The 22,122-nt window shown below is 67.9% G+C and carries 21 protein-coding genes and 2 pseudogenes; 10 read left to right on the top strand and 13 right to left on the bottom strand.

The genetic code is table 11. The features are described from left to right. Positions 1-13 precede the first annotated feature (13 nt). From AC1Q5B_RS18425 to AC1Q5B_RS18410, 4 genes and pseudogenes are all read left to right on the top strand, one after another. The gene (locus AC1Q5B_RS18425) at positions 14-301 is read left to right on the top strand and encodes a DUF3247 family protein (protein WP_492632901.1); all 288 of its coding nucleotides are present in this window, start codon (positions 14-16) and stop codon (positions 299-301) included. After that, a pseudogene (locus AC1Q5B_RS18420) lies at positions 301-494 on the top strand (CPXCG motif-containing cysteine-rich protein). The gene AC1Q5B_RS18425 and the pseudogene AC1Q5B_RS18420 overlap by 1 nt, the downstream one beginning before the upstream one ends. 75 nt (positions 495-569) lie before the next feature. Beyond that, positions 570-1,880 carry a PQQ-dependent sugar dehydrogenase gene (locus tag AC1Q5B_RS18415; RefSeq protein ID WP_492632900.1) on the top strand — a complete coding sequence of 437 codons (1,311 nt, stop codon included), beginning with the start codon at positions 570-572 and terminating at the stop codon, positions 1,878-1,880. A gap of 66 nt (positions 1,881-1,946) precedes the next feature. Next, on the top strand, positions 1,947-2,384 hold the full coding sequence (locus tag AC1Q5B_RS18410) for a hypothetical protein (RefSeq protein ID WP_492632899.1): 438 nt from the start codon (positions 1,947-1,949) through the stop codon (positions 2,382-2,384). Positions 2,385-2,460: 76 nt separating this feature from the next. On the opposite strand, the gene AC1Q5B_RS18405 is transcribed toward AC1Q5B_RS18410, so the two are convergent. Then, entirely contained in the window at positions 2,461-4,308 is a 1,848-nt protein-coding gene (locus tag AC1Q5B_RS18405) for an ABC transporter ATP-binding protein (RefSeq protein ID WP_492632898.1), read from the bottom strand. 54 nt (positions 4,309-4,362) lie between these two features. Next, positions 4,363-4,935, bottom strand: a complete 573-nt coding sequence (locus AC1Q5B_RS18400) for an NADPH-dependent FMN reductase (RefSeq protein ID WP_492632897.1) — start codon at positions 4,933-4,935, stop codon at positions 4,363-4,365. Between the two features lie 68 nt (positions 4,936-5,003). Here AC1Q5B_RS18400 and soxR point away from each other — a divergent pair, with 68 nt between their 5' ends. After that, a complete protein-coding gene (soxR, locus tag AC1Q5B_RS18395; RefSeq protein WP_492632896.1) occupies positions 5,004-5,465 on the top strand; it encodes a redox-sensitive transcriptional activator SoxR in 462 nt (153 codons plus the stop codon). After that, on the top strand, positions 5,462-6,058 hold the full coding sequence (locus AC1Q5B_RS18390) for an HAD family hydrolase (protein WP_492632895.1): 597 nt from the start codon (positions 5,462-5,464) through the stop codon (positions 6,056-6,058). Before soxR ends, AC1Q5B_RS18390 begins: the two co-directional genes overlap by 4 nt. Positions 6,059-6,220: 162 nt before the next feature. Here AC1Q5B_RS18390 and AC1Q5B_RS18385 read toward each other — a convergent pair whose 3' ends face one another. Next, positions 6,221-7,261: an oxidoreductase gene (locus tag AC1Q5B_RS18385; RefSeq protein ID WP_492633064.1), complete on the bottom strand. Its 1,041-nt coding sequence runs from the start codon at positions 7,259-7,261 to the stop codon at positions 6,221-6,223. Between the two features lie 170 nt (positions 7,262-7,431). On the opposite strand from AC1Q5B_RS18385, the gene AC1Q5B_RS18380 reads away from it, so the two are divergent. Together AC1Q5B_RS18380 and AC1Q5B_RS18375 are read left to right on the top strand one after the other, a co-directional pair. Continuing rightward, the gene (locus AC1Q5B_RS18380) at positions 7,432-7,785 is read left to right on the top strand and encodes a BON domain-containing protein (RefSeq protein ID WP_492632894.1); all 354 of its coding nucleotides are present in this window, start codon (positions 7,432-7,434) and stop codon (positions 7,783-7,785) included. A gap of 112 nt (positions 7,786-7,897) precedes the next feature. Continuing rightward, positions 7,898-8,449: a lipocalin family protein gene (locus tag AC1Q5B_RS18375; protein ID WP_492632893.1), complete on the top strand. Its 552-nt coding sequence runs from the start codon at positions 7,898-7,900 to the stop codon at positions 8,447-8,449. Positions 8,450-8,600: 151 nt separating this feature from the next. Here the strand turns inward: AC1Q5B_RS18375 and AC1Q5B_RS18370 are convergent, their stop codons facing one another. The 8 genes from AC1Q5B_RS18370 to AC1Q5B_RS18335 form a co-directional block, all read right to left on the bottom strand. After that, positions 8,601-9,134, bottom strand: coding sequence for an acyloxyacyl hydrolase (locus tag AC1Q5B_RS18370; protein ID WP_492632892.1), 534 nt, complete (start codon positions 9,132-9,134; stop codon positions 8,601-8,603). A gap of 132 nt (positions 9,135-9,266) precedes the next feature. After that, positions 9,267-10,682 carry an efflux transporter outer membrane subunit gene (locus AC1Q5B_RS18365; RefSeq protein ID WP_492632891.1) on the bottom strand — a complete coding sequence of 472 codons (1,416 nt, stop codon included), beginning with the start codon at positions 10,680-10,682 and terminating at the stop codon, positions 9,267-9,269. Continuing rightward, positions 10,676-11,425: an SDR family oxidoreductase gene (locus AC1Q5B_RS18360; RefSeq protein ID WP_492632890.1), complete on the bottom strand. Its 750-nt coding sequence runs from the start codon at positions 11,423-11,425 to the stop codon at positions 10,676-10,678. Before AC1Q5B_RS18360 ends, AC1Q5B_RS18365 begins: the two co-directional genes overlap by 7 nt. A 31-nt stretch (positions 11,426-11,456) precedes the next feature. Then, positions 11,457-14,627 (bottom strand): efflux RND transporter permease subunit, encoded by a 3,171-nt coding sequence (locus AC1Q5B_RS18355; RefSeq protein ID WP_492632889.1) that lies wholly within the window; start codon positions 14,625-14,627, stop codon positions 11,457-11,459. A 125-nt stretch (positions 14,628-14,752) separates the two neighbouring features. Then, positions 14,753-15,958, bottom strand: a complete 1,206-nt coding sequence (locus AC1Q5B_RS18350; protein ID WP_492632888.1) for an efflux RND transporter periplasmic adaptor subunit — start codon at positions 15,956-15,958, stop codon at positions 14,753-14,755. Positions 15,959-16,081: 123 nt separating this feature from the next. Then, positions 16,082-16,888 (bottom strand): SDR family NAD(P)-dependent oxidoreductase, encoded by an 807-nt coding sequence (locus AC1Q5B_RS18345; RefSeq protein ID WP_492632887.1) that lies wholly within the window; start codon positions 16,886-16,888, stop codon positions 16,082-16,084. Then, a complete protein-coding gene (locus AC1Q5B_RS18340) occupies positions 16,885-17,352 on the bottom strand; it encodes a hypothetical protein (RefSeq protein ID WP_492632886.1) in 468 nt (155 codons plus the stop codon). Before AC1Q5B_RS18340 ends, AC1Q5B_RS18345 begins: the two co-directional genes overlap by 4 nt. After that, the gene (locus tag AC1Q5B_RS18335) at positions 17,349-17,576 is read right to left on the bottom strand and encodes a hypothetical protein (protein ID WP_492632885.1); all 228 of its coding nucleotides are present in this window, start codon (positions 17,574-17,576) and stop codon (positions 17,349-17,351) included. The genes AC1Q5B_RS18340 and AC1Q5B_RS18335 overlap by 4 nt, the downstream gene beginning before the upstream one ends. 130 nt (positions 17,577-17,706) lie before the next feature. Between AC1Q5B_RS18335 and AC1Q5B_RS18330 the strand changes: the two genes are divergently transcribed. Further along, complete coding sequence (locus tag AC1Q5B_RS18330) at positions 17,707-18,735, top strand: LysR family transcriptional regulator (protein WP_492632884.1); 1,029 nt, start codon at positions 17,707-17,709, stop codon at positions 18,733-18,735. Positions 18,736-18,927: 192 nt separating this feature from the next. Continuing rightward, on the top strand, positions 18,928-19,470 hold the full coding sequence (locus AC1Q5B_RS18325) for a hypothetical protein (protein ID WP_492632883.1): 543 nt from the start codon (positions 18,928-18,930) through the stop codon (positions 19,468-19,470). Between the two features lie 226 nt (positions 19,471-19,696). On the opposite strand, the gene AC1Q5B_RS18320 is transcribed toward AC1Q5B_RS18325, so the two are convergent. Both AC1Q5B_RS18320 and AC1Q5B_RS18315 read right to left on the bottom strand, forming a co-directional pair. Beyond that, the gene (locus AC1Q5B_RS18320) at positions 19,697-20,032 is read right to left on the bottom strand and encodes an OmpA family protein (protein WP_492633063.1); all 336 of its coding nucleotides are present in this window, start codon (positions 20,030-20,032) and stop codon (positions 19,697-19,699) included. A gap of 60 nt (positions 20,033-20,092) precedes the next feature. Continuing rightward, positions 20,093-22,120 (bottom strand): annotated as a pseudogene (locus AC1Q5B_RS18315) (sodium-translocating pyrophosphatase); the annotation flags it as partial. Positions 22,121-22,122: the final 2 nt, after the last annotated feature.

The following is a 22,122-nucleotide window of genomic DNA, read 5'->3' as shown; positions in this document are numbered from 1 at the left end:
ATGGGAGTGGACCATGACGGAAGCGCCCCGGCATCTCTACACGCGGCAAGCCGACATCGCCCGCATGGAGGCCCTGATACGGCAGCTGCCCGACGAAGCGGTGGTGGAGATCCGGCTCGCCGATGGCGGGTCGATCACCGGCACCGTGCCCGTGCGCCCCAGCGTGCAGGTGTTCCGGGATGCGGACGGCGGAGAAGGCTTCAACGCCGTCGTCAGGATCGACGACAGCAAGCGGCCCAACGTCGTGCATTACCTGTGGCTCGACCGTATCGCCTCGGTGATCCAACGGGGTACGTTCTGATGCCGCACCTGCCGACCGCCGACGTCGCCTGCCCGTACTGCGGTGAGACCATCACCCTGGTCGTGGACGATTCCGCGGGCGATCAACGGTACGTCGAGGACTGCCATGTCTGCTGCAAGCCCATCGAAGTGCGGGTGAGCGTCGACGACGACGGCAGGGTGGACGTGTCGGCATGGGGCAGGACGACGCCTGAGGGTCGGTCGAGGGTTGACGCCGCGTTCGCGCCGGCGTGCCTAGGCTGCGCGCATTCCCCTGCGAGAGGCGTGCCATGACCGTGATCCGCTGCCTGATGTCGATCGCGCTGTTCGGGTGCGTTTCGTGTTCCGGCCACGCACAGTCGCCCGCAGAGACCGGCCCGCAGCCGAACCTGCCCGCGCCGGAGAAGCGCTGGATCCCGACCGTCAACGTGGCGCCCGCCGTCGGCTGGCCGGACGGCATCGCGCCCATCGCTGCGCAGGGTCTGGCCGTCACTGCCTTCGCGCGCGGACTCGACCATCCGCGCTGGCTGTACGTGCTGCCGAACGGGGACGTGCTGGTGGCAGAGACCAATGCGCCGCCGAAGCCCGCGGAGAAGAAGGGCCTGCGCACCTGGTTCATGAAGCGCACGATGAAGAAGGCCGGCGCCGCCACGCCCAGCGCCGACCGCATCACCCTGTTGCGTGATGCGGACCGGGACGGCGTGGCGGAAGTGCGCGAGGTGTTCCTGGCGAACCTGATGTCGCCGTTCGGCATGGCGCTGGTGGACGGCCGCCTCTATATCGCCAACGCCGATGCCATCGTCAGCGTGCCGTACCGCGATGGGCAGACGCGCAGCACCGACATCCCGGTGAAGCTTGCCGACCTTCCAGGTGGCCCGCTCAACCACCACTGGACCAAGAGCCTGCTCGCCAGCGCCGATGCCCGGCATCTGTATGTCGGCGTGGGATCCAACAGCAATGTCGGCGAGAACGGCATGGCGATGGAGGCTGATCGCGCCGCGATACTGCAGGTGGACGTTGCCACCGGCGCGCGCCGCGTGTTCGCCGGTGGCTTGCGCAATCCGGTCGGACTGGCATGGGAACCGAAAACCGGCGCGTTGTGGACAGTGGTCAACGAACGCGACGAACTCGGCGATGCGCTCGTGCCGGATTATCTGACCTCGGTACGCGAAGGCGCGTTCTACGGCTGGCCATACAGCTACTACGGTCCGCACGTCGACACGCGGGTCGAGCCGCCCCGGCCGGACCTGGTGGCGTCCGCGATCGCGCCGGACTACGCGCTCGGCGCGCATGTCGCCGCGCTTGGCCTGGCTTTCCACGATGGTGCGGGATGGCCCGCCGCGCTGCAGGGCGGTGCCTTCATCGGCGAGCACGGGTCCTGGAACCGGCGCGCGCCGGCCGGTTACAAGCTGGCGTTCGTGCGCTTCGTCGACGGGCGTCCGCAGGGCGTGCCGGTCGACGTGCTGACCGGGTTCCTGGATGCGGACGGCAAGGCGCGGGGACGTCCGGTCGGCGTGGTGGTCGATGCGCGCAATGCGGTGTTGGTGGCCGATGACGTCGGCAACGCGATCTGGCGCGTGGCGCCGGCCAGCGGACCGTAACGGCGGTATCGCGGCACGCGGCGCTATGCTCTTCCCCGGTCCGACAACCGACCCTGGGGAGGGAACATGACGACGACCGATGGTGCAAAGTGTTCGCTGGGTTACTGGATCATCGCGGTGTTCGCGCTGGTCTGGAATCTGATCGGCGTAGCGTTCTGGTACATGCAGATCAGCATGACACCCGAGCAACTGGCGATGCTGCCGGAGGCACAGCGACAGGTCTACGAGGGCACACCGGGCTGGATCAACATTGCGTTCGCGGTGGCAGTGTTCGCCGGCGTGCTGGGTAGCCTGGGATTGCTGCTGAAGAAGCGCTGGGCGACGACGATGTTCCTGCTGTCGCTGATAGCCTTGCTGTTGCAGGTGATCGGAGGCTTCGTGGTCACGCCGGCATGGGCCGCCTACGGTCCGGCCGGGCTGGTGATGCCGGCGGTGCTGGTGGCGATCGCACTGTTCCTGCTGTGGTACGCCAACAAGGCGAAGGCCCGGCTCTGGTTGTCCTGAGTCGTGCCGCCGTAAAAAAGCCGCCGGGGGACCGGCGGCTTTCTTGTTCCTTCTTCCCGCCTGGCAGAGCGGGAAATTACGCCTCGACGTCTTCCAGGTCCACGCCGATGAAGCCGCCGGACTGCCGGCGCCACAGCGCGGCATACAGACCATCCTGTTGCAGCAGCTCCTCGTGGCTGCCGCTTTCGATCACGCGGCCACCGTCCATCACGATCAACCGGTCGAGCACCGCGATGGTGGACAGGCGGTGCGCGATGGCGATGACGGTCTTGCCTTCCATCAACGCGTACAGCTGCTCCTGGATGGCGGCCTCGACTTCCGAATCCAGCGCCGAGGTCGCTTCGTCCAGCACCAGGATCGGCGCGTCCTTCAGCAGCACGCGGGCGATGGCCACGCGCTGGCGCTGTCCGCCGGACAGCTTCACGCCGCGCTCGCCCACCTGGGTGTCGTAGCCGCTGCGGCCCTTGGCGTCGGTCAGGCCCTGGATGAAGTCATCCGCATGCGCGCGCTTCGAGGCTTCCAGCAGTTCCGCTTCCGTCGCATCCGGCCGGCCATAGCGGATGTTGTCGCGGATCGAGCGGTGCAGCAGCGAGGTGTCCTGGGTGACCATGCCGATGTTCCGGCGCAGCGATTCCTGGGTGACCTGCGAGACCTCCTGGCCGTCGATCAGGATGCGGCCGCCTTCCACGTCGTAGAAACGCAGCAGCAGGTTGACCAGCGTCGACTTGCCCGCGCCGGAGCGGCCGACGATGCCGACCTTTTCGCCCGGCTTGATCACCAGCGACAGGTCGTCGATCACCTTGGCCTCGCGGCCGTAATGGAACTTGACGTGGTCGAAACGGATCTCGCCTTGCGTGACCTCCAGGTCCTTCGCGCCCGATGCATCGGCGATGGCTAGCGGCTGCGCCAGCGTGCCCATGCCGTCCTCGACGGTGCCGATGTTCTCGAACAGGCCCGCGACCTCCCACAGGATCCAGTCCGACATCGAACGGATGCGCATCACCAGCGCGATGGCGACGGCGATCGCGCCCATCGAGATCGACGCCTGCAGCCACGCCCAGATCGCCACGCCGGCCACGCTGGCCAGCAGGAACGCGTTGAGCGTGTGCAGGGCGACGGTCAGCTGGGTGACCAGCCGCATCTGTGCGTGCACGGTCACCATGAACTCGTCCATGGCATTGCGCGCGTAATCCTGCTCGCGCATGGTGTGGGCGAACAGCTTGATCGTCTGGATGTTCGTGTAGCTGTCGACGATGCGGCCGGTCATCTGCGCGCGCGCGTCCGACTGCGCCATCGAGACCTTCTGCAGGCGCGGCACAAAGTGGAACACCAGCATCAGGTAGCTGACCAGCCAGATCACCAGCGGCAATACCAGCCAGATGTCGGCCTGCGCCACCAGCACCACGGTGCCGACGAAATAGACGACGACGTAGACGAACACGTCCATCAGCTTCATCACCGTCTCGCGGATCGACAGGGCGGTCTGCATGACCTTCTGCGAGATGCGGCCGGCGAATTCGTCCTGGAAGAAGCCCACGCTCTGCCGCAGCAGGTAACGGTGCGACAGCCAGCGGGCGATCATCGGGTAGTTGCCGAAGATGGTCTGGTGGATGACCAGCGACTGCACCAGCACCAGCAGCGGATAGGCGACGACCACCAGCAGGCCCATCCACAGCAGCCGGTCGCCGTGCACCTGCAGGAAGCTGTCGCGCCCCGTGCTGCCCATCCAGTCGACCAGCTGGCCCATGTAGTCGAAGAAGGTGATCTCCAGCGCCGAGATCACGCCGGTCAGCACCGACATCACCACCAGCCACGGCAGCAGCGGGCGCGAGTAGTGCAAGAGGAACGGCAGCAGTTTCCGCGGCGGCGTCGTGGGCTCGCCCTTCGGATAGGGATTGATGCGGGTTTCGAAGAATCGGAACATCGGGTCGGTCCATCGTGGGCGCGCATCGGCGCGCCGGGTAAAAAACGTGCCGGCTCAGCCGGCGGGATAGGGCCAGGCCGCGCGCGCCTGGCGGAGCGCATGGCCGTACCAGGCGAGCTGGTCCAGCATGCGGCGTGCGGCGCGTTCGCCGGCATCGCCTTCGCGCGGCCTGCCCGCGGCATCGAACCGGTCCCACGCCTGGCTGAAATACACCCCATCGCGGACCGGCACCGCATGCAGTCCGGAGAACACCTGCCGCAGCTGCTCCGCCGCACGTATGCCGCCGCTGTGGCCGCCGTAAGCGACGAACGCGACCGGTTTCGCCTGCCAGTGGGACTGCACCGAATCGATCACGAATTTCAACGCGGCCGGGTAGCCGTGATTGTACTCCGGCACCACCACGACGAAGGCATCGGCCCGCCAGATGCGTTGCTGCAGATTCACCAGGTCCGCACTCGGCGCGCCACCGTGGCGGTGCGGCAGGTCGAGCAGGGCCGGGTCGATCGCGTCGACGGTGTAATCGCGCCGCAATGCGAGCTGCGCACGCAGCCAGTCCGCGACGGTGTCGCAGAAACGGCCTTCGCGCGTGCTGCCGTACAACAGGGCCAGGTGCAGGGGGTCGGACATCGGGAAGCGGCTTGCGATACCAGGGGAAGACAGGGTAGAACCTCAAGCAATCTTGAGGTCAACCCGCCATGCCCGCAAAACCGCATCCGCCCATCGAAACTGAACTCACCGTCGGCCAGGTCGCCGCGCGCGCGGGCGTGGCGGTGTCCACGCTTCACTTCTACGAAGCGAAGGGCCTGATCCACAGTTGGCGCAATGCCGGCAACCAGCGTCGCTACCCGCGCGAGGTGCTGCGCCGCGTCGCGGTCATCAAGGTGGCGCAGCGCACTGGCATTCCGCTGGCGGAAATCCAGTCGGCGCTGTCGTCGCTGCCCGAGAACCGCACCCCCACCGCCGCCGACTGGAAGAAACTCTCCGCGCGCTGGCGCGAAGCGCTGGATGCCCGCATCGCCAGCCTCACCCGCCTGCGCGACCAGATGGATGGCTGCATCGGCTGCGGCTGCCTGTCGCTGAAGGTCTGCCCGCTGCGCAACCCGTGGGATGAACTGGGCGAAGAAGGACCGGGCGCACGGTTGCTGGAGGAAGCATGACGGTGGACCTCGCCCTGTTCGATTTCGACGGCACGCTGACCACGCGCGAGACGTTCCCCGATTTCATGCGCTACGCGGTGGCGCGCCCCCGCCTGTTGGCCGGCGGCGTGCTGCTGGCGCCGGTGGTGTTCGGTTACCGGCGCGGCTGGGTGGCGGGCAATCCGACGCGCGCCAGCATCGTGCAGGTCGGTCTGCGTGGCGTGGATGCGGCTCGCTTGCGTTCACAGGGCGAAGCGTTCGCGCGCGACGTGCTTCCCGGCGTGCTGCGACCGCAGGCGATTGCGCGGTTGCAGTGGCATCGCGAGCGCGGCGATCGCATCGTCGTGGTATCCGGCGGCCTGGATGTCTATCTGACGCCGTGGTGCGCGACGCAAGGGGTCGAGCTGTTGTGTTCGGTGCTGGCCGAGCGCGGCGGACGCATCACCGGCTATGCCGGTGCGCAATGCGTCGGCGAGGAGAAGGTGCGCCGCGTGCGCGCGCTGTGCGATCCGCAGGCCTACGCCGCCGTGCACGCTTATGGCGATACGCACGAGGACCTTGCGATGCTGGCGATGGCCCATCACCGGACGTATCGCGGTGAAGCGGTGGCGTGAGGGCCGGGGGATGGTTGGTGTGGGAGCGACGTCAGTCGCGATGGACGATCGTGGTGAGCTGTCTGCCCACTTCCTGCAGATCCTTCTTCCATCGACCCCAACGCATCGCGCCTTACGTCGCTCCCGCACCCGCGCACCCGGACATCTCTTGCGCGGCCATGCTCAGCCCAGCGCAATCTCCCGGCGTTCCTCACTGCTGCGAGCCCCCAGCTCGATCAGCCGCATGACCTCCAGCGCCTGCCGCGGCGTCACCGGTACCGGGCCGCCCTGCAGGATCGCGTCGCGCATGCCGGCGTAGTACGCCCGGTAATCGCCGTGCTCAGCGCGGGCGATGTCCGTCACGAGGCGCCCGTCGCGTTCCTGCACGACCTCGCCCGACCGGGGGTCGATGCCCCAGCCGGCCGCGCCGGGCACCACACCCGCCCGTAGCTGGTCTTCCTGCACGTCCAGCCCATGCTTGAGATAACTGCCCTGCGTGCCATGCACCGCGAAGCGCAGGCCGTTACCGGCGACCAGCGTGGACGCGTGCAGGAGGGCCCGATGACTCGGGTAGCGCAGCGTGACGTCGAAGTAATCCGCCGCCCGCGCACCGTCGCGCAGCCGCGCGATGTCGGCGCTGATCGCTTCCGGCAGCCCGAACAGCTGCACGGCCTGATCCAGCAGGTGCGGCCCGAGGTCGTACCAGAGCCCGCCGCCGGGCTCGTCGCGTTCGCGCCAACGGTCCTGCACGACAGGCCGGAAGCGGTCGAAGTGCGAATGGAACTCCGCGACGCGGCCCAGCTCGCCGTTCTCGATCAGCCGTTGCACGGTGAGGAAATCGGCATCCCAGCGGCGGTTCTGGAACACGCTGACCAGACGGTCCGCCGCGTCCGCCGCGGCGATCACGTCATGCGCCTCGCGCAACGTGACGGTGAATGGCTTGTCCACCACCACGTGCTTGCCGTGGCCAAGTGCCGCGATCGCGAGCGGCGCATGCGTATCGTTCGGCGATGCGATCACGACCAGGTCCATCGCCGCATCGGCGAACGCGGCCTGCGCGTCCTGGACGACACGCACGTCCGGCCAGTCGGTCCGCACCTTGGCGGTATCGCGCGACACCACGGTGTGCAATGCGAGGCCGGGAGTGGCCTGGATCAGCGGTGCGTGGAATACCTTGCCGACGAAACCGTAACCGACCAAGGCCACCCTGAGCGTCGTATCCATGCGGTGCGCGTCCGTGAGGGAGGTGTCCATGGTAATCGACGCCTTGCGTTGATTCCGCGTGCACGTGCATGAATCCTTCGCAACCCGCGACTGAACGGCCGGCGCGTTTTTCACGCGTGTTGTACGTGCCGGCACGGACACTCGGGTCGCACTACGAACAGGAGATCACGATGAACGCTCTGCATACCCGTACGCTGTTGGCCGCCGCCCTGTCGACCGCACTGCTGTTTTCCGCGTCGCACGCGATGGCGGCCAATCCGCCGAACGAGCCGGAAGAAAACGCACAGAACGACTCGAGCCAGCCAGTGACCGATACCTGGATCACCACCAAGGTGAAGGCCGATCTGCTGGCGACCGAGAACGTCTCGGGCCTCGATATCAAGGTCGAAACCGTCGACGGCGTCGTGACGCTGTCCGGCGCGGTCGCCAGCAAGGCGCAGAAGGACAAGGCGATTGCCGTGGCCAAGCAGATCAAGGGCGTGAAGCAGGTCGAGGCGACGGGCCTGACGCTCGCCTCCCAGTAAGCCGCCCCACACCGTGTGGCACGGAGCGGGTGCATCCCAGCGAAGGGTGCATCCGCTTCTCTGTTTCCGGCGTATGCCCTCGACCTTCCCGCGTTCGCCACGGAGTGCACCGATGAAACGCGTTCCCCTCTTCCTCCGGACCCTGTTGGCGGTCGGCCTGGGCGTCGGTGCGCTGGCGGCCCACGCGGCCGAGCCGGTGACCTCCGTACCGCAGCTCGACCTCTCGCGTTACGCCGGGCAATGGCACGAGATCGCGCATCTGCCGATGTTCTTCCAGCGGCAATGCGTCGGTGACATCACCGCCCGCTACAGCCTTGATGGTCCGGGCAAGATCGGCGTCCTCAATGCATGCCGTACCAAGGACGGAAGCAGGGACCAGTCCGAAGGCGTCGCCCGTCCTGTCGAAGGCCATCCCGGCCGCCTCCAGGTGCGCTTCGCGCCGGACTGGCTGTCCTGGTTGCCGATGACCTGGGCCGACTACTGGGTCATCGCGCTGGATCCCGAGTACCAGTGGGCGATGGTCGGCGAGCCGGACCGCGAGTACCTGTGGATCCTGTCGCGCGAACCGACCATGGACCGTGCCCGCTTCGAGCAGCTGAAGGCGAAGGCCGAAGCGATGGGCTACGACCTGAAGCCGCTGATCATGGCGGCGCCGCTGCGGTAAGGTGCGGTGGCGCTGTAGGCACGACGTAAGTCGCGACCGGGCGAACGAATCGCCCGCGTGCGTCACCAGGCGCGATCTGCACAGGGCGGGCTGCCCCTATGTGTCGCTCTCGCGGTCGCGACTGACGTCGCTCCTACAGAAACCAGAAGCCTCAGAGTCGGTGCGTATACCGGAACTGCAGGAAGTTCTCGCCCGGGTTCGGGCGCTTGATGCGCGCGTTGGAGAAGTGCTGGAAGCGCAGCGACCATTCGTGCTGGTCGCTGGCGCCGAAGCGCTTGCCGATCGCGATGTGGTCGCCGAAGTTGAAGGTGGTGCTGAATTCCTTCACCCGGGTGTCGTACTTGGGGAAGATCACGTTCACGCCGATCCCGCCCTCGACGAACCAGCCGTCGCTCCAGCCGTTCGGACGCCAGCGCAGCGCCGGCGTCAGGCCGAGCTGCGTGCTGTTCTCGCTGTCGCTGTGCCAGCGGCCGACTTCGCCTTGCCACTGGCCGCTGACATGTCCGTAGCGGTACTGCTTTTCCCAGGGCCAGTCGCGGCTCATGCCCACGGTCAGCGACTGCGCGTCTTCGGCCACGCCGCCCTGCAGATACCAGGCGGTGCGAGGCTCGGCAGCGAAGACCTGCAGGCTGGCGGTGGCCAGCAACGCACCGAGCGCCAGCCGGGGAGCGACGCGCAGTAGCACGGAGGAGAGGATAGGGGAGGGGGGGAGAAGAGGATCTGCAGCGGGCACGGATGACACTCGATCGGTGGGTGGGCTGCGCCCGTGGACGCAGCATGCAATGCGTTATCGAAAAGACGGCGTGACGGAGGCGCGTCAGGGCAGCGCCGCCAGGGCGGGCGCGACATCCTGTTCGCCCCAGCCGCCCAGCGACTTGTAGATCGTCACTACGCCGACGTTGACCCCGGCCTCGGCCTGCGCCAACGCATCGTCCGCCGCGAGTTGCGTACGCTGTGCGTCCAGCAGGGTGAGGAAGTCCGACGAGCCGGCACGATACCGGACTTCGGCCAGCTCCGCTGCGCGGCGTGCGGCAACGGATTGTTCCAGCCTGAGTTTCAGCTGGGCCTGCTGCTTGGCATAGGACAGCAGTGCGTTTTCCGTTTCCTCCAGCGCGCCCAGCACGGCCTTCTCGTACTGCGCGGCCACGCCATCGGCCTGGGCCTCGCTCGCGCGCAGGCGCGCGCGGACGCTGCCCATGTCGAACGCGGCCCAGCTGATCGAAGGCGTGACCTGCCAGGCGCGGTTGTCGCCGTTGACCAGGTTGCCCCAGCCGCCCGACAGGAAGCCGATGAAGCCGCGCAGGCTGACCCGCGGGAACAGGTCCGCCGTCGCCACGCCGACGCGGGCCGTGGCCGCGGCCAGGCGACGCTCGGCCGCGCGCACGTCCGGCCGCTGGCGCAGCAGTTCGGTGGTGTCGCCGATCGGCAAGGCCTTGGCGAACGCCGGGGCCTCGCGCGGGACGAGCAGCGTGTCCAGCTCGCCGGGACGCTGGCCGACCAGCACCGCCAACCGGTGGCGCGACTGGCCTTCGGCTGCTTCGAGCATCGGCACTTCGGCTTCGACCGCACGCACGCGGGCCAGGCTGCTCTGCACCTCCAGCTGGCTGCCCGCACCGAGGTCGAAGCGCGATTCGGTCAGGCGCTGCGTTTCGCCCAGCGTCTGCAGGATGCGCCGCGATACGTCCAGCCGCTTCTGCGTGCCGCGCAGCTCGAAGTAGTTGCGCGCCACTTCGGCGGCCACCGTGACCTGCACGGCCTGCAGGTCGTTGCGTTGCGCCTGCAGGTCCGCATGCGCGGCCTCGGCGCTGCGGCGCACGCGGCCGAACAGGTCCAGTTCCCAGGCGGCATCGAAGCCGGCGGAGTAGCTGTCCGTCTCCACGCGCCCCTGGCCTTCGATCGGCTGCTTGGTGCGGGTGCCTTCGACGCCCATCGTGACGTGCGGCGCCAGATCTAGGCGGCGTTCGGAGAACACCGCCCGGGCCTCGTTGACGCGCGACACCGCGATGCGCACGTCCAGGTTGGCCAGCAGCGCTTCGCGCACCAGCTGGTCCAGCACCGGATCATCGAACTGGCTCCACCACGCGGCGACCGGATGGTCGGCGACGTAGTCGGCGGCAGCGGCCTGCTGCAACGTGGCCGGTGCGGTCTGCGGAGCCGCGTAGTCGGGCCCCACGGTCACGCAGCCCGCCAGCAGCACGGCGGCGACGCCGAGGACGAGCGGGCGGATCACCATGGCAGCACCTGGTCGAAGTAGTAGTAGCCGCCGGTCGGGCCATCGTTGTCGATCAGCGCCAGCTGCACGCTGGTGCGCGCGCCTTCCGGTACCGACAGCTCGCCGTTCTGCTGGTCGCCCGACTTGTTCATGTCGGTCTGCACATAGCCCGGGTGGATGGTGTTGACCTTGATGCCGGTGTCCTTGAGCTCGTGCGCCAGGTGGATGGTCCACGCATTGACCGCGCTCTTGGACACGTTGTACGCCGGCACGGCCTTGAACTCGTAGATGAAGGACGCGGGATTCTGGTGCTCGGACAGCGAGCCGAGCAGGCTCGACACGTTGACGATGCGGCCCGCGTTCGACTTGCGCAACAGCGGCAGGAAGGCCTGGGTGGTTTCGATCAGGCCGAACAGGTTGGTGTCGAAGGTGGTGCGCCAGGTGTCGAGCGACTGGCCGGACACGCCCTTGCTGGCGTCGTCGACCATGATGCCGGCGTTGTTGACCAGGATGTCGAGCCGGCCGTGGCGCTGCTCGACCTCCTTCACGGCGGCGGCGATGCTGGCCGGGTCGGTGACGTCGAGCGCGATGGCTTCGACCGGCAGGCCCTGCGCCTGCAGGTCCAGCACGGCCTCGACGGCCCTGTCGCGATTGCGACCGGCCAGCAGGGTGTGCACGCCGGCTTCGGCCAGCTGGCGGACGGTCTCGCGGCCGATGCCACGGGTGGCACCGGTGACGAGGGCGATCTTGGAAGAAACGTTCATGGCATGACCTCGTAGGGTTGGGAGAATTCAATCAGACGTGTGTCGTCGCCGTGTCGGCGGCGGGGGCGTGGGACACCAGCGGCTTGTTGGCCAGCTTGCGCAGGGCCACGTAGAACACCGGCGTCAGGAACAGGCCGAACAGGGTGACGCCCACCATGCCGGCGAAGACCGTGATGCCGGTGACCGAGCGCACCTCGGCGCCGGCGCCGCTGGACAGCACCAGCGGGACGGTGCCGGCGATGAACGCCACCGACGTCATGATGATCGGGCGCAGGCGCAGGCGACAGGATTCCAGTGCTGATTCGACGATGCCCTTGCCCTGCAGCTCCAGTTCGCGGGCGAACTCGACGATCAGGATGGCGTTCTTGCACGCCAGGCCCATCAGCACCACCAGGCCGACCTGCACGAACACGTTGTTGTCGCCACCCACCAGCCACACGCCGGCCAGCGCCGACAGCAGCGTCATCGGCACGATCAGGATCACCGCCAGCGGCAGGGTCCAGCTTTCGTACAGCGCGGCGAGCACCAGGAAGGCGAGCATCACCGCCAGCGGGAACACCACCAGCGCGGCCTTGCCCTGGGTGGCCTGCTGGTAGCTCAGATCGCTCCAGTCGATGCCCATGCCCGGCGGCAGCACCTGCTGCGCCAGTTCGGTGACCTTGGCCATCGCTTCGCCCGAGGACAGCACGCGGGGGTCGGCCTCGCCCAGCAGGTCGGCGGCCGGATAGCCGTTGAAGCGGATCACCGGGTCGGGACCGTAGGTCTGCTTGATGTTCACCATACTGCCGACCGGCACCATCTCGCCGTTGGCGTTGCGGGTGCGCAGGTTGGCGATGTCCTCGACGTTGTCGCGGAACGGACCGTCGGCCTGCGCGATGACCTGCCAGGTACGGCCGAACATGTTGAAGTCGTTGACGTAGGCCGAGCCCAGGTAGGTCTGCAGCGTGTCGAACAGCTCGGTCAGCGGCACGCCCTGCGCCTTGGCCTTCACGCGGTCGACCTCGGCATCCAACTGCGGCACGTTGGCCTGGTAGCTGCTGATCGGGAAGCCCAGGCCCGGCGTCTGCGACGCCGCGCCCTGGAAGGCCTGCACCGCGTTCTGCAGTTCGCCGTAGCCCAGGCGCGTGCGGTCCTCGACGAACAGCGACCAGCCGGAACCGTTGCCCAGGCCCTGGATCGGCGGCGGCATGAAGGCGAAGGTGAAGCCCTCCTGGATGCCGGCGAACTTCTGGTTCAGTTCGGCGGTGATCTCTTCGGCACTGCGCGAGCGCTCGTTGAACGGCTTCAGGGTGAAGAACACCACACCGTTGTTGGGCGTGTTGGTGAACTGCAGCGGGTTCAGGCCCGGGAACGCGACCTCGTGTTCCACGCCTTCGACCTTCATCGCGATGGCGGCCATCTTCTTCAGCGTGGCGTCGGTGCGCTCGATCGAGGCGCCTTCGGGCATCTTCACGCCGGCGATCAGGTATTGCTTGTCCTGCACCGGGATGAAGCCGGCCGGCACCGCGCGGAACATCAGGCCCGCGCCCAGCAGCAGCACGGCGTACACCACGAACACGGCGCCGCGACGGCCCAGCGCGCGGCCCACCGCGCCTTCATAGCGCTCGGAATTGCGCTTGAAGAAGCGGTTGAACGGACGGAACAGCCAGCCGAACAAGCGGTCGATCACGCGCGACAGGCGATCCTTCGGCGCATCGTGCCGCTGCAGCAGCTTGGCGGCCAGCGCCGGCGACAGGGTCAGCGAATTGATCGCCGAGATCACCGTGGAGATGGCGATGGTGACCGCGAACTGCTTGTAGAACTGGCCGGTGACGCCGGTCAGGAAGGCCATCGGCACGAACACCGCGCACAGCACCAGCGCGATGGCGATGATCGGGCCGGACACTTCCTTCATCGCCAGGTGCGCCGCTTCCAGCGGCGTCGCACCGTGCTCGATGTGGCGCTCGACGTTCTCCACCACCACGATCGCATCGTCCACCACGATGCCGATGGCCAGCACCAGGCCGAACAGCGTCAGCGTATTGATCGAATAGCCCAGCAGGTGCAGCACGGCGAACGTGCCGACCACCGACACCGGCACCGCCAGCAGCGGGATGATCGAGGCGCGCCACGTCTGCAGGAACAGGATCACCACCAGCACCACCAGCAGGGTGGCTTCCAGCAGTGTGCTGATCACCGACTTGATCGAGTCGCGCACGAACACCGTGGTGTCGTAGATCGACTGGATCTCGACGCCCGGCGGCAGGGTCGGGCGCAGCTCGTCCATCTTGGCGACGACGGCATCGCGGATCTCCAGCGCGTTCGCGCCCGGCGCCTGGAAGATGCCGATGGCGGACGCGTTCTTGCCGTCAAGTCGTGCGCGCAGCGTGTAGTCGCCGGCGGCGAGCTCGATGCGGGCGACGTCGGCCAGGCGCACGATCTCGCCGTCCGTGCCGCTCTTGAGCACGATGTTGCTGAATTCCTCGACGCTTTCGAGTCGGCCCTTGGCGTTGATCGGCAGCAGGAAGTCGCTGCCGTTCGGCATCGGCTCGGCACCCAGCTGGCCGGCCGAGACCTGCACGTTCTGCTCGCGCACGGCGCGCAGCACGTCGCCGGCGGTCATGCCGCGCGCGGCCACCTTGTCCGGATCCAGCCACAGGCGCATGGCGTAGTCGCCGCCGCCGAACTGCTGTGCATCGCCGACGCCGGGGATGCGCGCCAGTTCGTCCTTCACGTGCAGGCGCATGTAGTTGCGCAGGTACAGCGAGTCGTACTTGCCGTCGCTGGAAGTCAGGTGCACCACCATCAGGAAGACCGGCGACTGCTTCTGCGTGGTCACGCCCTGGCGGCGCACGTCCTCGGGCAGACGGGCCTGCGCCTGCGCCACGCGGTTCTGCACGCGCACGGCGGCCTCGTCGGGGTCGGTGCCCGGCTTGAAGGTCACGGTCAGCGAGAGCACGCCATCGGAACCGGCGACGGACTTGATGTACATCATGTCCTCGACGCCGTTGATGGCTTCCTCGAGCGGGGTGGCGACGGTCTCGGCGATGACCTTGGGGTTGGCGCCCGGGTAGACGGTACGCACCACCACGGACGGCGGTACGACCTCGGGGTATTCGCCGATCGGCAGCAGCGGGATCGAGATCAGGCCGGCGGCGAAGATCACGATCGACAGCACGGCGGCGAAGATCGGCCTATCGATGAAGAAACGGGAGAAGTCCATGGGTGGATTTCCTGGAGGGAAGATGCAAAGGGCTAGCCACTGCCCGGACGGGCAGTGGTTGGAAGCGTGGATCCGCGTTGGACGTGGCTACCGTCGTTCCCGCGAGGGCGGGAGCGACGTCGTGCTTACTTCATGGCGACCGCTGCGGCAGGCGCGTCGGCCGCGCCCATCGCCACGGCCTTGGCCTGCACCGGCATGCCGGGGAAGAAGACCTTCTGCACGCCGCTGACGATGACCTTGTCGCCGGCGGCAAGGCCCTGCTCGACGATGCGCAGGCCGTCGGCCATGCGGCCGACCTTCACGTCGCGGCGCTGCGCCTTGCCTTCCTTGTCGACCACATAGACGTACTTGCGGTCCTGATCGGTCAGCACCGCCTTGTCGTCGACCAGCGCGGCCTTGAACTCGCCGCTGCCGAGCAGGCGCACGCGGGCGTACAGGCCCGGCGTAAACGTGCGGTCGGCGTTGTCGAGCACGGCGCGCGCGCGGATGGTGCCGGTGCTGCGGTCGACCTGGTTGTCGAGGAAGTCGACCGTGCCCGCGTGCGGGAAGTCGGACTCGTCCGCCAGCGCGACCTGCACCGGGACCTTGCCGTCGCGCTCGCTCGGGCGCTCGCCCTTGCGCGCCATCTCGGCGTAGCGCAGGAAGGCGCGTTCGTCCGCGTCGAAATGCACGTGCACCTTGTCCAGCGACACCACCGTGGTCAGCACGCTGGCGGCATCGCCGGCGCTGACCAGGTTGCCGGCGGTGACCAGCGCACGGCCGGCGCGGCCATCGATGGGGGCGCGCACCTGGGTCCATTCCAGGTTGAGGCGCGCGGTTTCCACCGCCGCCTGCGCGGCGGCGACATTCGCGCCTGCCTGATCGGCATTGGCGCGGCGCTGCTCGTACTCTTCGGTCGACAGTGCCTGCAGGTCGGCCAGGCGCTTGGCGCGCGAGGCCTCGCTGCGGCCCAGCTCGGCCTGCGTGCGCGCACGCGCCAGCTCGGCCTGTGCGCGCGCCAGTTCGGCGCGGTAGCTGCGCGCATCGATGGTGAAGAGCACGTCACCCTTCTTCACTTCCTGGCCTTCGGTGTAGACGACTCGGTCGATGTAGCCGGAGACGCGCGGACGGAGATCGACATGCTCGATGGCTTCGACGCGGCCGCTGAATTCGTCCCACTGGCTGATCGACTTGACCGGCACGGCGGCGACGCTGACCTCGGGCGGCGGCGGTGCGCCGTTCTCGGCGGCCTGGCCGCTGCAGCCGGCCAGCACCGCGAGGGCGAGGACGCTGAACGCGCCGAGCGCCAGCAGGCGCTGCGAACGCGGAGAAGAGGAAGAGTGCGTGTTCATGGGTGGTGGTCTCTTGGGGGAGAGGAGGAAACGGGCGGGAAGGGTGCGACCTGAAGCGAGGTTGAGGTCAAGTGGAGGGTCGGAGTCGGCGCAAGGACGGGGGAGGACGCGATGGCGTGACAGTCAGGCGGAAGCGCGGCCGTTGCGGTTTGCGCCAGCCACCGCCCACAACGCATCCTCGAAATCGCGGGCGAGCGTCTGTTCCGGCGGTTTGGCATCGTGCGCGGACCAAGTGACGATCGACTGCGCTGCGCGACCGTTGCGCGACAGCAGCGAAACCGCGCTGCGGCCGACCGCGAGCGCGTTGGGCCATTCCGCGCAGGCATTGATGGCGTTCTCGGGCGTGCATACCGGCTTGTCGACCGACAGCAGCTGCACGCGGACGCCCATCGTCTGCGCTTCTTCGTGCAGCACCTGGGTCAGCATGCGCATCGCCGCGCCGGTCACCGACGCGTGGCCGTACCCCGACCAGCCGCGTTCCGCATACGGGCCGCCGATCAGCACGTAGTTGGCCGCTGTCTGGCTTTCCGACAGCAACGGCAACAGATGGCGTGCGGCAGCGAGATGCGGGATCAGGTCGGCTTCCAGCTTCTCGAGCAGGAACGACGCCGGACGGTCCAGCAGGCGGCCCGCCTGCAGCGGCGTGCCGATGCTGGCGAACACCGCGCGCAGGGGGCGGCCGCGTTCGCGCACTTCGTCGGCCAGGCGCGCGGCGCCGCGGTCGTCGTGGATGCATGGCGAGTGCAGCAGTTGCAGGCCGGGCTCGTCCTCGAAATGCTCGGCCAGCGCGCTCATGCGCGGCCCTTCGCGGCCGACCGCCAGCACCGGGCAGCCGGCTTCCAGCAACGCGCCGACCACGCCGAAGCCGACGTTGCCGCTCGCGCCGAGCACCAGCGCACCGGGCGTCAGTGCGTCTTTCGTCGTATTCACGGCAGCCTCCGCCCCGCGACCGGCGCGATGCGCGTGCTCACGCCGGCGGACTTCACCCGCAGGCGCAGCGCGCCGCCGTCTGCCAAATGGCGCGGCAGCGTGAACTCGCGGAAACCGGCCGCCTTGCGCACGAAAGGCAGGCGCACGGCGGACCGACCCGTCGCGGGGGAGGGTGACGACGGGTCGGTCGGCCTGCGGAAGCGTTCGGCCAGCGTCCGTGCAACGGCACGCAGCCAGCGCAGGGCGGCAGTGGGAAGGGAAACAGGCATGGCATCCAGTCTGGCGACCGGTGCCGCGATCGCGATATCCGGATCCTGTTGTGCGATTGCACGATCCTGCGCGCTGTCGATCGGTGGGGCGACGAAGGTCTGGCACCGGCCGAGACGCAGCGGCGCGTCATCGCCGCACGCCGCGCTGGAGGTCGCGCCGTTCGTCGGAACGCGATGGGCGAGTGTCCCGCTCATGGGATGAATCCTCCCGTGACCGGGATAATCCCGGAAAGCGGCATCAGGCTGCCCAGTCGCCGGCCGCCTCCCACCACGCCGCCACGCTGCGAGCGCGGGGCGGCCACATGACCCGAAATGTCGTGCAACAGCAGGCTCCTGCTGCGACGGAAAGCCCGCTCGGACGGTACTTCACGGGAGTCTTCGGCGTGTTCCAGCGACTGGAAAAGGCGGGCGAACAGCATGGGGGCGGTACCCGGTGAAGGACGATGGACGCCACGTTACGCCCCCAATGAGGACTTGATTAGTCCTGATTTAGGGGAATAATCATCCCGTCAGCGGGCCAATGTGCCCTTCGCCTACCGGAGTTCCCAGATGAGCCACGATCTCAACGACACCCTGATCTTCGTCAAGGTGGTCGAGCAGGGCAGCTTCATCGCCGCGGCCAACGTGCTGCGCCTGCCCAAGACCACCGTCAGCCGCAAGGTGCAGGAACTGGAAACGCGCCTCGGCGCGCAGCTGCTGCACCGGACCACGCGCAAGCTCGGGCTCACCGAAGCCGGCAACGTCTATTACGAACATTGCCAGCGCATCGCGCGCGAATTGAACGAAGCGGCGAGTGCGGTCAGCCAGCTCCACGCCGGTCCGCGCGGCTGGCTGCGCTTCACCGCGCCGTATTCGATCGGCATCGACAAGATCGCGCCGCTGCTCGGCGAGTTCCATGCGCAATACCCCGAGATCCGCGTGGAGATGCTGCTCGCCAACGACACGCTCGACCTGATCTCCGGCGAGATCGACGTCGCGCTGCGCATCGGCAGCCTGCCGGATTCCAACCTCGTCGCGCGTCGGCTCAGCACGCTGCGCACGCAGGTGTACGCCAGCCCGAAGTACCTGGCGCGCTACGGCGAGCCGCTGCATCCGGACGACCTGCAGCACCACCGCGTGCTGGCGATGCAGAAGCACCGTCGCGGCAACGGCTGGGCGATGACGCTGCATGGCACCGATGGCGAGCATGATTACCCGATCAATCCCATCCTGGTGGCCAACGATCCCGCTGCGCTGAAAGGCGCCTTGCTGTGCGGCGAAGGGCTGATGCTCGGCGCCGACGTCATGGTCAAGACGTATCTCGAGCAAGGGCACCTGCAGCGCGTGCTCGTCGGCTGGACGGGTCCGGAGTACGAATTCAACGCGGTGTTCCCGCGCGGTCACGTGCAGTCGCCGAAGGTGCGCGCGTTCGTCGACTTCCTGGTCGAGCGGATGAAGTTCGATGTCGACTACATGATGGAGCACTGCCCGGTGTACCTGAAGCAGCAGGCCGAGGCGCGTGCGGCGGCGGAAGCGACGCCGGAAGTCGAGGCCGCGGCGGCGGTGGGCCGCAAGGTGCTGGCCGACGTGCTGAGCTGAGTCGAGGCCGACGGAATGGCGGCCCATCAACAGGTCGTCATCCCGGAAAAAGCCGGGCCGACGGTGCTCCCTAACGATTCCCGAACGCAAGCCGACGCAGGGCTGGCTAGGATGGGACCGCATCGCCGGAGTTGGGTTGTCGCCATGGACGGGCCGTCGCACCACGTCTCCCCCTGACCAGGAATCCGCACGATGAAGACACGAATCGCCGCCTTGGCGGCGCTATGGCTGGCGGCGTGTACGCCGGCCACTCCCGATTCCGCTGCTTCTGCCCCGGAAGCGGCCCCCGCCGATGCTGCGGCGGATGCTATTCCGGCGAAGACGCCGGCTCCCGCCGTCGCCGAGGTCGTCGATGATCCGCTCGCGGTCAATCAGGCCATCGACGAAGTGCTGGGCGACCACGTCCGCTACGAGACGGTGATCCGCCAGTTGCAGCAGGCGGTGACGGCAAACGACGCGGCGGCCGTCGCGGCGCTGGTGAACTACCCGTTCGTCACCGTACGCGACGGCGAGTCGTTGAAGGTGGCCGATGCCGCCGCCTTCGTGCGCGAATACGACCGGATCATGACGCCGGCCATCGCCGAGGCGATCAAGCGGCAGAAGTACTCGCAGCTGATGGTCAACTACAAGGGCGTCATGTTCGGCGACGGCGAGGCCTGGGTGAACGGCATCTGCAAGGACGACGCGTGCAAGGACGTGGACGTGCGCGTGGTGGCGCTGCAGCCGACATCGTGATGTGTACGGGGTCACTGTAGGAGCGACGTGAGTCGCGACCGCACGGCCTCGCAGGTCATGAAGCGTTGGAAAGACGGACACGCAGGAAGTCAGGCGCCTGCCTGCTCATCATGGGACGAGGTTTCCGTATGCGGGTGGCGTGCGGTCGCGACTCACGTCGCTCCTACAGAAATGCAAAAAGAAGGGCGGCCAATGGCCGCCCTGTCTCGTCCGTCTGCCGCTACGCCTATTCCACCAGCACATCCACGCGGCGTGCCTCGTCGGCATCGCCGCCGCCGGTGGTCTGCGCCGGCTTGTCCAGCGCGATGCGCTCGGCGGCGATGCCGTTGACCACCAGCCACTGCTGGATGGCTTCCGCGCGCTGCTTCGCCAGCGCCTCGTTCGCAGCGGCATCGCCGCTGGCGTCATGGAAGCCGGAGACACGCACGTGCGCGGCAGGATCCGCGCCCAGCGTGCCCAGCACGCCGGCCATGCGCACGCTGGTGTCGGACGGCACCACCGCCGAACCACTGTCGAACAGGATGCGCGCGCTGCGTCCTTCCACCAGCTCGCTGGTCGTCATCGGCGTGCCGTGCGCAGCCACCTCGTGCGACGTGGCGCTGCCCAGCCAGCCGTTGACCGGCAGCACCGGCACCAGCAGCAAGGCGACGATGTTGATGATCTTGATCAGCGGGTTGATCGCCGGACCGGCCGTGTCCTTGTAGGGATCGCCGACGGTGTCGCCGGTGACCGCCGCCTTGTGCGCCTCGCTGCCCTTGCCGCCGTGGTGACCGTCTTCGATGTACTTCTTGGCGTTGTCCCACGCGCCGCCGCCGGTGGTCATGGAAATGGCGACGAACAGGCCGGTGACGATGGTGCCGATCAGCAGGCCGCCCAGTGCCTGCGGACCGAGCAGCAGGCCGACGATGATCGGCACGACCACCGGCAGCAGCGACGGCACGATCATTTCCTTGATCGCCGACTTGGTCAGCATGTCCACGGCCTTGCTGTAGTCCGGCTTGGCCGTACCTTCCATGATGCCGCTGATTTCGCGGAACTGCCGGCGGACTTCCTCCACCACGCTGCCCGCGGCGCGGCCGACGGCTTCCATCGCCATCGCGCCGAACAGGTAGGGGATCAGGCCGCCGATCAGCAGGCCGACGATCACCAGGTGGTTGGACAGGTCGAAGGTGAAGATCGTCCCGGGGTGCGCCGTCTGCAGGTTGTGCGTGTAGTCGGCGAACAGCACCAGCGCCGCGAGCGCGGCCGAGCCGATCGCGTAGCCCTTGGTCACCGCCTTGGTGGTATTGCCCACCGCATCCAGCGGATCGGTGATGTTGCGGATCTCGGGCGGCAGTTCCGCCATCTCGGCGATGCCGCCGGCGTTGTCGGTGATCGGGCCGTAGGCATCCAGCGCCACGATCATGCCGGCCATGGACAGCATCGCCGTCGCGGCGATGGCGATGCCGTACAGGCCGCCGAGCGCGTAGGCGCCGAGGATCGCGATGCAGACCGCGACGACGGGCCACGCCGTCGAGCGCATCGACACACCGAGGCCGGCGATGATGTTGGTGCCGTGGCCGGTCGTCGATGCGGCGGCAACGTGCTTGACCGGCGCGTACTGCGTGCCCGTGTAGTACTCGGTGATCCAGACGATCGCACCGGTCAGCACCAGGCCGACCAGCGCGCAGAAGTACAGGTTCATCGCGCCGTAGGACGAATCCGCCATCAGCTGCGTGGTGATCGGATAGAACGCGATGGCGGCGAGCACGCCCGACACGATCACGCCCTTGTACAGCGCGCCCATGATGGAGCCGCCCGCCCTTACCTTGACGAACATCGCGCCGATGATCGAGGCGATGATCGATACGCCGCCCAGCACCAGCGGATAGAGCACCGCGTGTTCTCCCGCCTGCGCGGCCATCAGGCTGCCGAGCAGCATGGTCGCGATGATGGTGACCGCGTAGGTCTCGAACAGGTCGGCCGCCATGCCGGCGCAGTCGCCGACGTTGTCGCCCACGTTGTCGGCGATCACCGCCGGGTTGCGCGGGTCGTCCTCGGGGATGCCGGCTTCCACCTTGCCCACCAGGTCCGCGCCGACGTCGGCGCCCTTGGTGAAGATGCCACCGCCCAGGCGCGCGAAGATCGAGATCAGCGACGAGCCGAAGGCCAGGCCGACCAGCGCGTGCAGCGCGTCGGCTTCGGTATAGCCCAGGTGGAGGTGCAGCACGGCGTAGTAGCCGACCACGCCCAGCAGGCCTAGGCCGACGACCAGCATGCCGGTGATGGCGCCGCCCTTGAAGGCCACGTCCATCGCCGCGCTCATGCCCTTGCTGGCGGCCTCGGCCGTGCGCACGTTGGCGCGCACCGACACGTTCATGCCGATGTAGCCGGCGGCGCCCGACAGCACCGCGCCGATCAGGAAGCCGATGGCGCTGGGCCAGGACACGAAGAAGCCGATCAGCACGAGCAGGACGGCGCCGGCGATGCCGATGGTGGCGTACTGGCGGTTGAGGTAGGCGCTGGCGCCTTCCTGTACGGCCGCCGCGATTTCCTGCATGCGGGCGTTGCCCGCGGGTTGTTTCAGGATCCAGCGCGCAGCCACCACGCCGTAGATGATCGCCACGCCGGCGCAGATCAGCGCCAGCGTCAAACCGTGTTGTTCCAGCATGA

It is taken from the genome of Pseudoxanthomonas sp. GW835-FHT14C01, assembly GCF_058793715.1.
The sequence above is the reverse complement of the archived record's forward strand: the minus strand, read 5'-3'. Positions and strand labels throughout refer to the sequence as shown.